This window comes from Rossellomorea aquimaris TF-12, assembly GCF_001648555.1.
Classification (GTDB): Bacteria; Bacillota; Bacilli; order Bacillales; family Bacillaceae_B; genus Rossellomorea; species Rossellomorea aquimaris.
Genome location: NZ_LQXM01000029.1, coordinates 195,307 through 210,776 on the forward strand (window position 1 = coordinate 195,307; position 15,470 = coordinate 210,776).

The window sequence follows — 15,470 nt, forward strand, 5'->3', positions numbered from 1 at the left end:
TTATAGGGGGCGTTAGTTGAAGATGAGATTAAAATAAAACCTACCATTTTAGATATGTCTAATATGTATGTTTCTTTTAATACCAATCGTTAAAGTCCTATAACCTAAATATAACATTGACTCTATAAATATATGGACGATCGAGATGGTGATGGACTAGTAGGGGAGTGAACATTTGCTGCGTAGTAAAAATATAATGTTGAAAATTAAGGAGACGATTACTTATTAAGTAATCGTCTTCTCTTTATATATAACTAAATACTGTCAACTATTACTGTAATTTTAGAAATATAAATAACAATTCGTTATCTTCTGTTATGATTTAGTTAGAAGATATGTGATATTGTGAAGCTTTTCACTTAAACTAAAGGGCGGCTAAAGGGCAGATATATTGAAGAAGAATTTATATAGATATAATCAGTTTCAAGGGGGAAAAAAATGATTTATAATAATACGGAAAAAACACTAGAAACGAATAGGTTGGTTCTAGGACTATTTAATGAAACTGACGCACAAGAGGTTACTAGGCTTTGCAATAATTACAATCTTTATAAAAATACTCTATATTTGCCGTATCCCTATTCAATAGACGATGCTTTATCCTGGATAAAAAATCATCTTGTTAATTTTAATGATAATAAGTATTTTGAATTTGCTATTACAGATAAGGCTACGGGAAAGTTATACGGAGCAATAGCATTATCAAACAATCAAAAATACCAAAACGGTGAACTTGCTTATTGGGTTGGAGAAGAATATTGGGGAAATGGTTATGCAACAGAAGCATCAAAAGCAATCCTAGAATTTGCTTTTGATGAAAAACATTACCATAAAGTTTTCGCTCGATACTTTCATTCAAATTCAGCTTCAGGGAAGGTTATTGAAAAAATAGGTATGAAAAAAGAAGGTGTTTTAAGAGAACACGTAATTAAAGAAAACGAATATATAGACCTAGTTTATTATGGTATCCTAAAAAATGAATTTATAATATAAAGCCAAAAGAATATTGGGTTATTGTACAAAAGGGCGCACTTGCTTAACAAGAAGCCACCTCCCTTTTATTACATAAGCAAGCGTGAGCATCTTCGGCTAACGGGCAGGATAGTTGAATAAACAAAAAATATTATTCTATAAAAAATAGAAATTTTTAAAAATTGTTTAGGGGGATTTATGGTGGCAGTTATACCAACGTTATTATTACTATTGGTTTTGGGTGGTTTAATCTATGTTGTTGCAAGAAAAACTGATAAATCAGGGTTAAAGTTTATGCTACTTGGATTAAGTATAATTATATTTGGAGGAATTATTGTAGTTGATAGTAATGCAGACTTAGGAAGATTTGAATACTTAATTGTATTTACAGGGCTATTATTATCTGTTGTGGGTTTCGGAAAAAAGAATTAAAAACTATTCAATTAATGTGAGCTTATCCAGAACAGGGTAAGCTCTTTTTTGCGAAAAATTATCTTGAGTAAATTGTTATATTTTGAAATAATTGGTATTAAGTTAAAGGGGCAGTTTAACAGAATAACTGAATTTCGAAACCTTATCCTTATTCCCATTATCAAACCTTCATAGAAACCACAGGGGGATTTAATTCTATTTACTCGGACAATCAGACAAATATTAAGGGTTTATAACAAATTGATAGGAGAGGAAGAAGTGAAAAAAAAGAGAGTAATAATATTTACACTTCTATTAGGGGCGATAACTGTATTATTGGTAGGCTGGTCAGTTTCAAGAGGAAAGATGTATGATTATAACTATTCAGAAGTAGCTGAAAAGATGGAAAGTACACCATTTAACGCAAGATTTCCCACTAAAGTACCTTTTGAGGAAATGCGTCTTTACGATTTTGGTTCTAAAAATCAGGAAGTTGAATTTACCCTATTCAATGTGGACAAAGAGTTCCTAACAATTAAAATCACTAAAGATGAGATTGAGTACCCAGAAGGAATAAAGAAAGAGAATATCAAAATAGGAAGTGATTTGAAAGGTAAGTATATCCCAGAACACTATGGTAGTAGAATCATCTTTTGGGAAGACGAAGAACTCTCTTACGAAATTACCTTTAGGTATAAATTCACTCCAATTGAGGTTAGTAAAGAGCAGTTAATCAAAATGGCGGAATCATTTAAGTGAAAACCACTTTATGCATTTAGCTATTTCTGGCTTAATTGCTCTACATCTATATTCACAGTCTTCAATTATAGGGGGGCGTTAACTAAAGAGCCTGCTAATGATCCGCATAGATTTCCAACAAATAGTAAATTATTTGTTTTATAGAGGCGACTTCTTAAAGGAAGCGTCTTTTTTATTTTACAGAAATTCGGAAGCGAAATGGATATATATGTTAAAATATAATAATGGGGTTTGAAGTTACATTTAAATAGAAAGAACAGAATAATTAGTTGAGGTGTTTTAGTGGACAGTAAATTTATAAGAGGAACTTTCTTGTTAACCGCAGCAACCTTAATATCAAAAATTTTAGGTTTTATTTATATAATTCCTTTCACTGCTCTGGTAGGCACTCAAGGATACGCATTATACAAATATGCTTATGGTCCCTATACAATTCTGTTGAGTATTTCAACAGTAGGTCTTCCACTTGCTGTTTCGAAGTTTGTTTCGAAATACAATGAATTAGGAAACTATAAGGTTGGATTAACTTTATTAAGATTTGGGATGTACTTAATGGTAATAAGCGGCATTATTACTTTCGCGGCCTTGTATTTATCAGCTCCTTTTCTAGCAGGAATCATAATTGATCCCACTGATCCAACTGGTAATTCGCAAGAAGATGTTCAGTTTGTAATACGTCTTGTTAGTTTTGCTTTGTTAATTATCCCGGCAATGAGTATTCTTAGAGGATATTTTCAAGGAAGTCAATCTATGGGGCCTTCAGCTTTAAGTACAGTAGTTGAGCAGGTTGTTAGAATTATATTTATCTTAGTTGGTGCATATGTAGCTATTCCCATACTGAAGAGTTCTCTTAAGAATGCGGTCGGAATTGCAACCTTCGCCGCATTTATAGGTGGAATAGCAGGGTTTACTGTGTTAATTTTTGTTTTCTATAAAAGAAGAAAATTGATAAAGGAACAGAAGGATCAAAGTCCAAATAATGAGAACTTGAATATTGTTTCAATGTTTAAAGAACTAATCGGTTATGCTTTTCCCTTTGTCGTAACCGGTTTAGCTATTCCGATTTATCAGAATATCGATACCTATACTATAAATGGAATATTTCAGTCTGTTGGCTACAGCTTGGATGAAGCAGAGGATATAAACGCAGTAATTGGACTGGTCCAAATCCTTGTGATGGTGCCTTTGTCTTTAGCAACAGCATTTAGTATGTCCTTGATTCCTGGTATAACTTCAGCATACATAAGCGGAAGAATGATAGATGTTAAAAATAAGATAAATCAGACCGTTCAGGTGCTAATATTCTTTACACTGCCGGCAGCAATGGGTTTATGCCTCCTTGGAGAACCCATCTATATTATGATTTTCGGATTAGAAAACAGTCCTCAACTTGGTGGTGGCTTGCTACAGTGGTACTCTTTAGCTGCCGTAGTTTTTTCTTTGTATATTGTAACTGCTGCTATTATTCAAGGAATTAACAAACAAAATACATTGTTCATAGGAATCTTGTTGGGAATCTTTTTTAAGATAGTTTTAAATTATCTCTTGGTACCCTACTTTAAAGAAATAGGGCCTATATTGGCCACTTACGCTGGTTTTATTGTCTCCTGTGTTTATAATGTAGTAATTATTAAAAAAACTATTAGCTATAGGGTATGGCCATTACTAAAGACATTAAAAGAAATTTACGTGCTTGTCATAGTAATGTCCTTGGCTGTTTGGGCTGTTAGATCCCTGTCTGAGAGTTGGCTGCCTAAAAACCTAAGTTTATATTCCAGTTCTCTTCTTATTTCTACAATATCAATCTTTACAGGTATAGCAATTTATGTAGGTATAGGTTTGCGTCTAAGGATAGTAAAAGGTATTTTACCGATGAATAAAAAGCATAAAAGTTATTAGTTACTTCGCTAAATACACTGCAGGGGAACAATAACTGAAGTACTGCCGCCTGATCGGTGGCCATTGCGTTCTTCAATTATTGGGGCAGTTATGCTTAACAAGGGTTGTTTTACTTTAATAAGTGGAGTATTAATTTGTATTTAAGGCAGGGGGATTTTATGGGGAAAGTTTTTGGTGGATTTTTATTGTTAATGTTTATTAATGTCCTTCTATTTATGGGCTTATCAAGTTTTTTTATGAGTGATATTCAATATGAAACACCAATTTACACACTTAGTACAATAATAATTATATTGTTATCTGTACTAATATCTTTACTTATATATTTAATCAACTTATTGAAAGAGAAGTTGTAGTTTTCATTAAACTTGGGCGTTTGCTGAACAATCAGTCGCCCTTTGTTCAAGTAAAGGGCAGGTTAATTGAATAACCCGAAACTATGTTGAATGCCTATTCGTCTAATTACTAAAGTGTTAATCATAAAGAATAACTGAATAAAAGAATTCTATAAGAAGGAGTGAGGAAATTGAAAAAGTTCTCTTGGTTAAGCTACTGGTCTTTAATATTAAGCGTTTTACCAATACCATTTTTTCTTTGCAATGCTTTATGGACTAATAAGGATTAACGGCTATTTCGGGTTATCTCTCATCGCCTTGTCCATCATTTTATCTTTGGTTTTTGGGATTTTGGCTTTAGTTAAAAAAAACAGAAAAAAATATACTTGCTGGAATAGCCATTTATATTGCGCTATTCAGTGCGGGAGTTGTGGTCATTATTTTAATGATGGGACAAATGGGTAACTCACCAAATGCAAAATATTCTCCCAAATATCCTTGGACTTTCGGTTCATAATAACTGAAGAAAAAAACAGTCCTAATTACTAACAACCTTTTTTTTTGAAAATTACATTAAAATTTTTTATATTCGATAGGAGGTAAATATGCGATATTCACTGTTTTTTGCCTTATGTATTTTATTAGTTGGCTGTTCAACAAATGAAGTTCTTGAAATTTCACAGGTGGAGGAGCAAACACTTACTAAAGATCAAATAGAAATCAGCACTACAAAAATTGAGAATAATGATGATATCAAACAAGTAAAAGAGCTATTTGACGATTTAGAAGTCGCAGCAAAACCAGACTATATAGACAAAAAACAACCTGACCTTTTGGTTAATATAGGAGAAAACTTTGGGGCGAATGTTTGGGTGGAAGTTGATAGAAGTGCAATAATTCTGAAGGAAGATAATAATTATTATGCTATTTCAAAGGAAAAGGTTGATTTCATTAAATCGCTTTTAGACTAACTTAATATGTTTGAATTTTTTATTCTTGCTATCTTTTTTAGTAACCCCAGATTTACTAAAAATAACTAAAAAAAGAAAAAGTTCTTATCCAAATGCAGGGGGGATTTTGCTGAGCTAGCAGCCACCCATTGTGTAAGTACAGGGCAGGTTAATGGAGCAAGGTGTTTAATAAAAAATCGCTAAAAGGGGAAAGAAAAATGGGCTGGTTAATCATTGCTGCTGTTGCATATCTTCCAATTATATATCGTATTCATCGTCGTTTAGATTACTTAGAAAAAGAAGTGAAAAGGTTAAATGGGGAAAATGATGTTAACTAATTAAGAGTTATTATTGTATATTAACGCTCTCTGATTTATTCAAGTAAAGGGCAGGTTAATTGAACATCCTTTTTTCAACTAACATAAATAAACTCATAATTTAATTGTAAATAAACCCCTTTAGTGTATAATTACACTAAAGGGGTTTTGGTTTTTACAAAGGGGGAAGAAACAATGCCTAAGAATATCAAAAACAGAAAAGTTATACTTGCAATCCCATTGGTTGTAATTTTACTTTCTTATTTTTCATATATCGTCTATGTAGATGTAGGTGAAGAAAGACGATATGATGAAATACTTACACATTTGACAATAGATAAAGAATATGAAGAAAATGAGATAAAAGAAATTCAAATCGACCATTCTATAACCAATGTTTTATTATCGTATAGACCCTGGGTGATGTATGTGGTATTTAAAGATGAACCAAATGCTATTTATTATTATCATTATGACAACGGGGTAATTAGTCAAGGTGGAATTTCAGGTTATACTGAAAATGAAATATATACACATTCTGAAGGAACTAATGGACCGTTAGATAAAAGTAAATAAGTTCTTCCGTTAACGGGGGCAATAACTGAAGATCAGTTACTGAGAACAAGGGTATTGCTCGTATTCAATTATCGGGCAGTTTAGTTGAATAAGTATTTTTTATGTGAATATTATTGCAAGGGGGAGCGAGCTTGAAGAGAAAGCTACCGATTATAAGTTTTGTTATGGTGGTTTTATTCGGAATAATATTGATGTTCTATCAAACTGAAAAAATGGAACAAGTAAGAACTCTAGAAGAAAACAGGCAAGAGGTATTGGACAAATTAGCAAATGATTTAAGCCATTTTAATCCTGTTCTTGATGCTTTTGTTGATGGTGATTACAAAACTACAATCGCTTCTAAAGTTAGTTCGGAAGGTATAGTCGAATTTGATAGAAGGTTGGCAAAAAATAAATCTCCTTTAGGGAATTATAAAATTAGATTTGATTTAAATAATATGGAGATTGTTTCTGAAGAAATAGAAATAACTAATCCCGATTACTCTGAAGAGTGGCAAGAAATTCAAAATGAAAACAAAAAGTGATTTTTTACTAACGGAGAGCATTTGCTGAACAAGCAACTCCCGATTGTACAATTAAAGGGGTCGATTATTCAATAAGAATAGTCGCCTTTTTTTGAGAATTTTAGGGAGGGAATGTGAAATGCGTGCTTGCAGAGTAATCTATTCTGCTTTTTTACTTATACAAATAAAAGAGGAAAAAATATCCTTTTGAAGAAGTGCTTATATAGAAGCAAAAAATATTACTCAAAGGAGATTAAGAATGATGGAAAAAATGAATTCTATAACTTTAGAAGGTGTAAAGGAATTTCCAAAGAAGAAGTTAGTTGGATTTCGAGTAGTTTGCGAAGATATGAGGGGTTATGGTAAACAGATCCCTGAGGCTTACATGTCATTAGAACGACGTAAATCTGAGATTAAACAACTTGTTGAGCCAGTTAAACTTATTGGAGCTTTTAAAGCTCAAGAGAGTTCAGAAGAAGACGATGGATACTGGGTCTGTTTCGAGGTTCATGAATTTGAAAATATTCCTGAGGGTATGGTTAGTTTAGTTGTGCCAGCACAGAAGTATGCAGTTCTGAATTTTAAAGGGCATGCTTCAGAAATTTTCCAAGTATATACTCATTTGCACAAATGGATTAGTGAGAATGGATATGAGAGAGTACCAGGAAAGTGGTCATTAGAAATTTATTCAAAATGGACGGAAAGTGAAGATAAAGTGGATCTATGTGATCCGGTAATTTAGTCGATATCGAAAATTGTAATAGTGGAGTAGTGAGGAAGTAAATTAAATTATTGTTCAATCCTATTCCAGTATAGGGGCTATTCTTTAAAAGGGTTAAGAGTCTCTCTTAAATAAATATGCACAATTTAAAGCACGAAATTGAATATAGTACAGGGAGGAAGCAAGCTGTGATAAGTGTTGAAAAAAGACAAGTCGCTGAAAAATGGTTCAAAGAATATTTTACTAAAGGGAATTTAGAAATCTTGGATGAACTTACAACTGAAGACTTTGTTTACCACTCCCACCAAGGTGAACATACAAAAGAAAAGATGAAGGAATTTATGGAATGGTATCAATCAGTTTTTCAAGAGGATGAATGGGAGATTAATGACCTAATAGAGCAGAAACAAAAGCTGGCGGTTCGTTATACTGGCTGGATGACTTATAAAGGTGGATGGTTTGATATACCATCGGAAAATCAACGGGTTAAGGAAACAGGTATTATGATTTTTTATTTTAAAGGTGACAAGGTTGATGAACTATGGTGCGAAAACAGTGATGCAGCTATCTTATTTGATTTAGGTGCTTTGCAAAAAAATACTCATAATGTTTTCTAGGGAGCATCATGAAAAGAGAAAATGACTTTGTATCTCAAATTCAAGTCTTCAACTAACAGGGGCGATAGCTTAAGATCGGCGAGCTGGTCTTAAGTTTTTCTTTATTCAGTTAAAGGGCAGGTTAATTAAAGAAGGTGTTTAATAAAGAGTTGTTAAAAGGGGGAATAAAAATGGGCTGGTTAATCATTGCTGCGGTTGCATATCTTCCAATAATATATCGTATTCATCGACGTTTAGATTAACTAGAAAAAGAAGTGAAAAGGTTAAACGACGAAAATGATGTTAGCTAATTAAGAGTTATTACTGTATACAAAAGCTCTCAAATACTATTCAATTAAAGGGCAGAATAGATGAATAAGGATTTTTAGGTTCAGCTCATCCTTGGGTTATAAGAACGGGCGCTCTCATAAAATAAAGTAAGGTGCCATTTTTTATAGTAAAAAAATAAAATTGGAACTTTTTGTAATCAATTTAACAAAATTGGCTATATGTATCGGGTGAATTATCCGAATTTTGAAACTAAACATCTTTCTATTCGTATTTATATTTAGAGAAGGAAATCTTAAGATGATCTGCTGAATTATATAAAATTCAAGGAGGAGAATTTTATGGCTGAAGGTATGTTTTTATTAATGATTGTGTTAATAACTGTTGTAATCATAGGTAAAAGAAAAAAGAAAAAGTAATAAGGAAAATTGACTAATGAAATTAGGATGGAGGTAATTCAAAAAAACCATAAGGACTTTAAAAATATTGATAAAGTATGTACAGTACATGAAGTTTCAGATGGTGAACTTGTTCAACAAAAGGGGGGCTTATCCGGAACAGGGTGAGCTTTTTTTTAGTATCAAATTTTTCTTGAGTTAGCTGCTCGATTTTGAAATAATTGGTATTAAGTTAGAGGGCAGTTTAGTTAAATAATCGATTAATAAAACTAATATATATAAAATTCACATCAGAAAAATGGGGGTTTACAAATGTTTGATAAGTTTAATTTTAACTTAATTTATCGTGATAGAAATGATTTAACCCCTTTAGTGGTAATGATGTGTGGGATTGCAGGTTCTGGGAAAACCACGTTCTCACAATTATTAGAACAGGAAGGGTTTGTACGTCTTTCAGTTGATGAAGAAATATGGGCTACACATGGTCGCTGGGGGATTGATTTTCCAATGGAAAAGTTTGATGAATATAGGAAAAATGCAGAAAGCAAATTACGTAACCGCTTAATAAAGTTAATTCACGATAAACAACAGGTGGTTATTGATTTTAGTTTTTGGGACCGTGTTAGAAGGAACCAGTATAAAAAACTTATTGAGGATTCTGGTGGTAAATGGAAACTTATTTACTTAAAAGTTCATCCAAATGATTTGCGTGAACGACTTAAGTTACGTAATAAAAGTTTTGATGCAAATTCGTTTCCTATTTCAGAAGAACGTTTAAATTCATACCTTGTTGGTTTTGAAATACCAAAAGGTGAAGGAGAAATTGTAATTGAAAATTAAATTAGACCTATCACAATAGGTAAAGCATAATTACCTACTACAACATTTTTTTCTTGATTATAAGCTTCTTCACTTATCCATTATGGGTCTGCAATATGAAATATCGTTGTTTCTCATTAATAGTGGAATTGACGTGAATATGACAAACAATGATGGTCAAACAGCTTTACACCTAATTAGTGTGCATCCTAATATAGATGTAGGAAGAGAAATCCTTAATAACGGCGGGGGATATTAACCAAAGGGACAAATATGGAAACAGTCCGTTATGGACAGCAGTTTTCAACTGTAAAGGCAGGTACTACGATATGGTGAAATTACTATTACAGTATAACCCATATTCAGTAACCAAAAATAAAGCAGGCAGGTCGCCATTGGACTTTGCAAAACAGGTAGGTAATGAAAAATTGATTAGTTGGTTAAATAGATAATCACTATTCAACAAACGGGGGCTTTAATCAATGATCATATACTCTTATACAAGTTATCTCGACTTCAAGTCTTCATGAATCGGGCGAGATAGCTGCACATTGGCTATCGTTTATTGTGCTAACGGACCAGGTTAAAATTAGTGATTACGGTCTGGTTATCTTTCAACAATCATTCTAAATTTTATTGAAAAATAGAAGGAACTCCATTGTTAATGTAGAAATGATTCACTACGCAATTTAATGTATTTGCAGTTTATTGATTGAAATGTTGACAGATGTATGTGGGTAGTATTCTTTCATTTTTGGAGGGGAAAGGTGATATTTATGAAAACAACCCAGTCAAAAGACGGCACAACCTTGGCGTACGATGTCTACGGTAATGGTCCACCTCTAATTTACATAACAGGAGCAAGCTGCCATCGCTCATTCAAGCCTATTGTGCTAGATGCCAAAATATTTTCATCTGAGTTCACTGTTTACAATTACGACCGTCGTGGACGTGGAGATAGTGGTAACACACTGCCTTATTCTATAGAACGTGAAATCGATGATATCGAAGCTATGATTGATGCGGCAGGCGGCAAGGCTCATTTGTATGGCCATTCTTCTGGTGCTGTTATCGCACTTGAGGCAGCAATTCGCCTTGGTAATAAAGTGCAAAAAGTAACTATGTATGATGCGCCATATGTACGTGACGAGAATGAAAAAGCCGAATACAAACAATTAAGCCAAAAAATACACAAACTTCTCGAAAACGAGAAAAATGCAGAAGCAATGCTTACCTTTTTAAAGGAGATTGGCATGCCCAAGTTATTTGTTTTATTATTGCCGTTTTTTCCTGGCTGGAGAACTACAAAAGCTCTAGCTCCGACCCTTGCTTATGATATTACTCTAACTAAGGATATGCCCCCGGTTGAACGAGCTACTCAAATTTCAATACCTATGCAAATAATCGTTGGCGAAAAAAGTCCAGCTTCAATAAATGATGTTGGTCGTCAACTAACAAAGGCAATTCCGAGCGCAAGGTTTGTACAACTTGCAAAGCAAGACCATATGGTTAACGGAAAAAAACTGCTGCCAATACTTTCGGGCTTTCACAAGTAATAATGTCTTATCAACTACATCTATTTTTTACAATTCGGTCAATAAGCGAAATAACCGGGTTATCAGAAGAAATAGTCTTAGAAATTTTAGATAAAAAAAGGGGAAAAGTTCATACAAAAATCCGAAGTTCAGAAAAATTCATTCAAAAGATATGGTTAAGTGATTAAAGAACTAACAAACTTATAAATAATTTTTATTCGGTTTTTTTGAAGTTTAGCGTTAAAGACTGAGGCGTGGTTTTATAATATCGCGCCTTTATAACGCTAAAAAAATATATAAGAGTTGAGTATCTTAAGAATTACCACAAATATAATCTGTGCTTTTGAGTCATTTTGTCTCTAAATTTGCGTCATAACAAGCTAAGGATTAAATGTTATAAAATTTCTCTATTATTGATTTATTTTACCATCGAAAAGAAATTCAAAATTGAACGATAAGGGGAAGACTCCTGACTTTTGTGTCGCTCGTCAGTAAGGGGGGTAGTGACTAACTTTATCATTTACTCAACGTTTATTTCTAGTTTACATAATATATATTATAGGAAGTTAAATTAAAAACTCGAATCCAGTCTCGTATCACAAGTATACTATTTATAATGAGACAAAATTGAAAATTTTAATTCGTTTTTTTTATTTACTTATTAATTGATCATTAACTCTTAAATTGTATTAAAAATTTCATTAGTATTTTCATTTTCATCAGCTAGATATTTAATTTCGAAAACCCAGCATTCATTATGTATTGAAATTCGACTTTAGTTCCTGGTTGAATTTCAAATCAATATTCATATTATTGTCAGACAACTTCTTTGTGTGATTTCTATTATCTTATAACAATTTAGATTTCAGCTTTTAATAGTTAGTTTACATAATATAGATAGCATCCCTTACAAATTTCCATTCAATAGCTTTGCTTAAATAAAAAAGCATAAAAAGCTTTCTCGCTTTTTATGCTTCAGAATTACTTCATTATATATTGTCTAGGAGTTCCAAAATAAAGAATTTGATTAAACTCTGGAAATATGGAGTCAAAGTAAATATAAATTGGAGCATCAAGTAACCATGGATAATACATGTAAAATCCCTTATCTCCGTTTACAATAGCAGATAATGCTAACGGAAGCTCCTTTTTGAAAACCATAAAACGAACGTTTGAGAGCTTTTCATCAAATTCACCATTGCTTATATAGACCGTTCCACAAAGGGTATATTGACCTTGCTCCCTCCTCCACTCTCCTAATACTTCGTCTCTCATGTTGAGATTAATGTTTTCTAATTCGTATTGACAACCGATACTAAGAAACAATTCTCCTGTGGAATCAGAATGAGTTAATGTGTATTTGCGATGATCTATGGGATTAAAAATGGACGCTGGTGGCAAATAAGTAACAGAAAGTTTATCTGGATTGAATTCACTCATGTATAAGCCTCCCTTTAAAATTGGGCTTACATCATGGTATGAAAATCCCCTGAAAATGGTTCCCTTACTTTAATGGTTTCCAGTCGATATTCATTAGTGTCCATTTATCATTATCATAATACCAGTAAGAGATGACATTGCCTATTCCATCAGCATTATAGGCACCATTAATTCGCTGATAGGCTTTTAATCCCTTTCCGGGCTTTCCTTTGATGTTTGTTGGTTCAAAGAATGCATAGGGAACAACCATCAATTCTGTAGGTTCGTTCAATTTACCATCCGTATAGATACCTAATCTTTCATACTCCTCTTTGCGATCTTTAAGGTCTACAGTATAAGACTGATTGGTATCAACAAATGTTATGGTGGCCATGTAGTTATCTTCAAATTGAGCTTGTATGTTTAATGGATCTGGTAATCCTATATCAATAAGCTTATTGTCTGCTAATGTATGTAGGGCAACATTGTACAAGCCACCGCTTCCTCCAGTTGCAGACGAATAAAGCATATCTTTAATTTTGTCATGATTCAAATCAACAAACTGAATTTTCGGTTCATATCCAGCCTCGTAATCAATACGAACCTTGCTCCCTCTAGAGGTTGTGATGTCAGCCCAAATTTCTTTTAAAAAGAGAGCATCAGGGGAAAATGGAATGGCTTTTAATTGAATGTTATCCTTTTTGCCATCTCCAGTGACATCTTTTTTGTATGTTTTGATAGTAAATTCATTTGTCTGTTTTTGTTCATTCGATACTTCTGCATCATTACCTGCAATGGCATGTAGGGACATAAAGAAAAAGGCCCCAAATGCAAATAAAAGTTCTTTTCGCATGATTTTCTCTCCTCGATGAAAACATATTCACTCTTACTTTCACCAAAAAAAGGGAAATCTATGTAAATTTTAATTCTTTTTCTCTAGAAAAGAAGTAATTATGATCTGGTTAGAACTCGACGCAAAAAAGAGACCAACTCTATACATGAGTTGGTCAATGACAATTATTTATTTTGTGATGATTGTTCCGGCTTTTTCTCCCAGCTTTCAATTCCGTTTAAACCTTTAATAGAATTTGAATAAAATACTGGATCTTTTCCTTGTTTTTTCTGTTCACGGTAATCCTTTAGGGCAGCAATAGCGATTTTTGCAAGAAGAGTAATGGCTATCAGGTTAATGATCGCCATGAGTCCCATGAATAAATCGGCTAAACTCCAAACAATATCAAGCTTTACAACTGCACCGAAAACGACCATTCCAAGAACAGCGATTCGATAAATAAATAAGGTAACTGGGCTGTATTTAATAAATTCAATATTCGTTTCACCATAATAATAGTTTCCAATAATGGAACTAAAGGCAAATAAGAAAATCGCAACAGCCACAAATGTGTCTGCCCATGGTCCTACATGGAAGCTTAAGGCTGCTTGAGTTAATTGAATTCCATCAATGCCAGTTGTATATTCATTTGATAATATAATCATAAAAGCGGTTGCTGTACAAATAATTAAAGTGTCGGTGAATACCCCTAATGTTTGAATTAATCCCTGTTTAACTGGATGCGTTACTCCAGCAGTTGCAGCTGCGTTTGGTGCACTTCCCATCCCTGCTTCGTTAGAGAACAATCCGCGTTTGATTCCCATCATAATCGCAGCACCTACACCACCACTAGCTACTTCGCGAATACCAAAAGCATTTTCAAAAATAACCACAAACATATCAGGGAGCAGTGTAATATTGGTTATTAAGATATAAAGAGCTAGAATGATATAAAGAATAGCCATTATCGGCACAACAATTTGGGTAACATTAGCAATTCGTTTTACTCCGCCGAAAATAATAACAGCGGTTAAAGCAGCTAAAGTAAGACCAATTGTCATTCGATCAAAGGAATATGCTTCTTCCATCGCTAGTGAAATCGTATTGGATTGAACGGAGTTAAAGACTAAACCAAAACAAAATGTAATGATAATAGCAAATAATATCCCCATCCATCGTGCATTCAGCCCTTTTTCCATGTAATAAGCAGGACCGCCTCGATATCCATCTTTACCGTCCTTCACTTTATAAATTTGAGCTAATGTACTTTCTACAAAGCTTGTAGCTCCACCTAATAACGCGATAATCCACATCCAAAAGACGGCTCCAGGACCACCACCCGCAATAGCTGTAGCAACTCCAGCAAGATTTCCTGTTCCTACACGTGAAGCTGTACTGATCGTAAAGGCTTGAAAGGAAGAAATTCCTCTTTTACCCTCCGTTGAAATGGTCGTTTTATCTGTTAGTAATCTTCCCATTTCTCCTAGATAGCGGAATTGAGCAAATTTTGTTCGTAAAGAAAAATATAGTCCTAGACCAATAAGTGCAGCAATTAGAATATAAGACCACATATAATCATTTAAAGTACCAACTATACTTGTTAATAAATCCATTCATGTTCCTCCTTGATGTATAAATACAAAGTTAACCTATGAACCAATGGATGTTTACCCACTAACACATCTTTTTAATCTATCAAAAAAAGGATTGAAAATCAATGAAAAATTCATGAAGCTGAAAGAATATGAAATATTTTGCAAATTTTTACGGGGGTAATAAAAACATTTTGAATAAATATACGAATTCTATTCAAATCACATTACAGAAAAGCCTTTAATTCCCTAAATATTGGTTAAGGAGTAAAGGCTCTTTCCTCTTGGAAAGATAGATCTGCTACTATGGCGTGAGCTTCACCTAAAACAGTTAATTCTTTTTTCAGTGTTGTCCACTTTTTCATGAGTTCGACCATTTATGATCACCTTTGCTCCTTCTTCAAGTAATGTTTTCGCTGTTTCCTTTCCAATTCCACTTGTCTATCCTGTTACGAGGACAAGTTTATTTTCTAATTGTAATGTTTTTTTCTCTAAGAAATGTGCTTAAATAAAAAACGACTAACAGGAGTGTACCTTTATTAGTCGTT

General features: G+C 33.2%; 15 protein-coding genes and 1 pseudogene. 12 read left to right on the forward strand and 4 right to left on the reverse strand.

Annotation, left to right across the window (positions count from 1 at the left end; genetic code table 11):
- Positions 1-438: 438 nt before the first annotated feature.
- From IQI_RS14515 to IQI_RS14570, 12 genes are all read left to right on the forward strand, one after another.
- The gene (locus tag IQI_RS14515) at positions 439-993 is read left to right on the forward strand and encodes a GNAT family N-acetyltransferase (protein WP_064093368.1); all 555 of its coding nucleotides are present in this window, start codon (positions 439-441) and stop codon (positions 991-993) included.
- A gap of 180 nt (positions 994-1,173) precedes the next feature.
- Positions 1,174-1,404 carry a hypothetical protein gene (locus IQI_RS14520; protein ID WP_082892730.1) on the forward strand — a complete coding sequence of 77 codons (231 nt, stop codon included), beginning with the start codon at positions 1,174-1,176 and terminating at the stop codon, positions 1,402-1,404.
- A 258-nt stretch (positions 1,405-1,662) separates the two neighbouring features.
- The gene (locus IQI_RS14525) at positions 1,663-2,142 is read left to right on the forward strand and encodes a DUF4367 domain-containing protein (RefSeq protein WP_064093370.1); all 480 of its coding nucleotides are present in this window, start codon (positions 1,663-1,665) and stop codon (positions 2,140-2,142) included.
- 282 nt (positions 2,143-2,424) lie between these two features.
- Positions 2,425-4,041 (forward strand): putative polysaccharide biosynthesis protein, encoded by a 1,617-nt coding sequence (locus tag IQI_RS14530; RefSeq protein WP_064093371.1) that lies wholly within the window; start codon positions 2,425-2,427, stop codon positions 4,039-4,041.
- Between the two features lie 940 nt (positions 4,042-4,981).
- Positions 4,982-5,347 (forward strand): putative periplasmic lipoprotein, encoded by a 366-nt coding sequence (locus IQI_RS14540; protein WP_064093373.1) that lies wholly within the window; start codon positions 4,982-4,984, stop codon positions 5,345-5,347.
- Positions 5,348-5,838: 491 nt separating this feature from the next.
- On the forward strand, positions 5,839-6,219 hold the full coding sequence (locus IQI_RS14545) for a DUF3139 domain-containing protein (RefSeq protein WP_064091096.1): 381 nt from the start codon (positions 5,839-5,841) through the stop codon (positions 6,217-6,219).
- Positions 6,220-6,350: 131 nt separating this feature from the next.
- On the forward strand, positions 6,351-6,743 hold the full coding sequence (locus tag IQI_RS14550; protein ID WP_064093374.1) for a hypothetical protein: 393 nt from the start codon (positions 6,351-6,353) through the stop codon (positions 6,741-6,743).
- Positions 6,744-6,981: 238 nt separating this feature from the next.
- Complete coding sequence (locus IQI_RS14555) at positions 6,982-7,464, forward strand: GyrI-like domain-containing protein (RefSeq protein ID WP_231893367.1); 483 nt, start codon at positions 6,982-6,984, stop codon at positions 7,462-7,464.
- Positions 7,465-7,631: 167 nt separating this feature from the next.
- Entirely contained in the window at positions 7,632-8,060 is a 429-nt protein-coding gene (locus IQI_RS14560; RefSeq protein WP_064091097.1) for an ester cyclase, read from the forward strand.
- A 977-nt stretch (positions 8,061-9,037) separates the two neighbouring features.
- Positions 9,038-9,565, forward strand: a complete 528-nt coding sequence (locus IQI_RS14565) for an AAA family ATPase (RefSeq protein WP_064093375.1) — start codon at positions 9,038-9,040, stop codon at positions 9,563-9,565.
- A gap of 218 nt (positions 9,566-9,783) precedes the next feature.
- On the forward strand, positions 9,784-9,996 hold the full coding sequence (locus IQI_RS21345; RefSeq protein WP_408007767.1) for a hypothetical protein: 213 nt from the start codon (positions 9,784-9,786) through the stop codon (positions 9,994-9,996).
- A 324-nt stretch (positions 9,997-10,320) separates the two neighbouring features.
- Positions 10,321-11,100, forward strand: a complete 780-nt coding sequence (locus IQI_RS14570; protein WP_064093882.1) for an alpha/beta fold hydrolase — start codon at positions 10,321-10,323, stop codon at positions 11,098-11,100.
- A 960-nt stretch (positions 11,101-12,060) separates the two neighbouring features.
- Here the strand turns inward: IQI_RS14570 and IQI_RS14575 are convergent.
- The 4 genes and pseudogenes from IQI_RS14575 to IQI_RS21350 form a co-directional block, all read right to left on the reverse strand.
- A complete protein-coding gene (locus IQI_RS14575; protein ID WP_064093376.1) occupies positions 12,061-12,519 on the reverse strand; it encodes a staygreen family protein in 459 nt (152 codons plus the stop codon).
- 64 nt (positions 12,520-12,583) lie between these two features.
- Positions 12,584-13,351, reverse strand: a complete 768-nt coding sequence (locus tag IQI_RS14580; RefSeq protein ID WP_064093377.1) for a hypothetical protein — start codon at positions 13,349-13,351, stop codon at positions 12,584-12,586.
- 164 nt (positions 13,352-13,515) lie between these two features.
- Complete coding sequence (locus IQI_RS14585) at positions 13,516-14,943, reverse strand: alanine/glycine:cation symporter family protein (protein ID WP_064093378.1); 1,428 nt, start codon at positions 14,941-14,943, stop codon at positions 13,516-13,518.
- Between the two features lie 324 nt (positions 14,944-15,267).
- A pseudogene (locus tag IQI_RS21350) lies at positions 15,268-15,354 on the reverse strand (oxidoreductase); the annotation flags it as partial.
- Between the last annotated feature and the right edge of the window lie 116 nt (positions 15,355-15,470).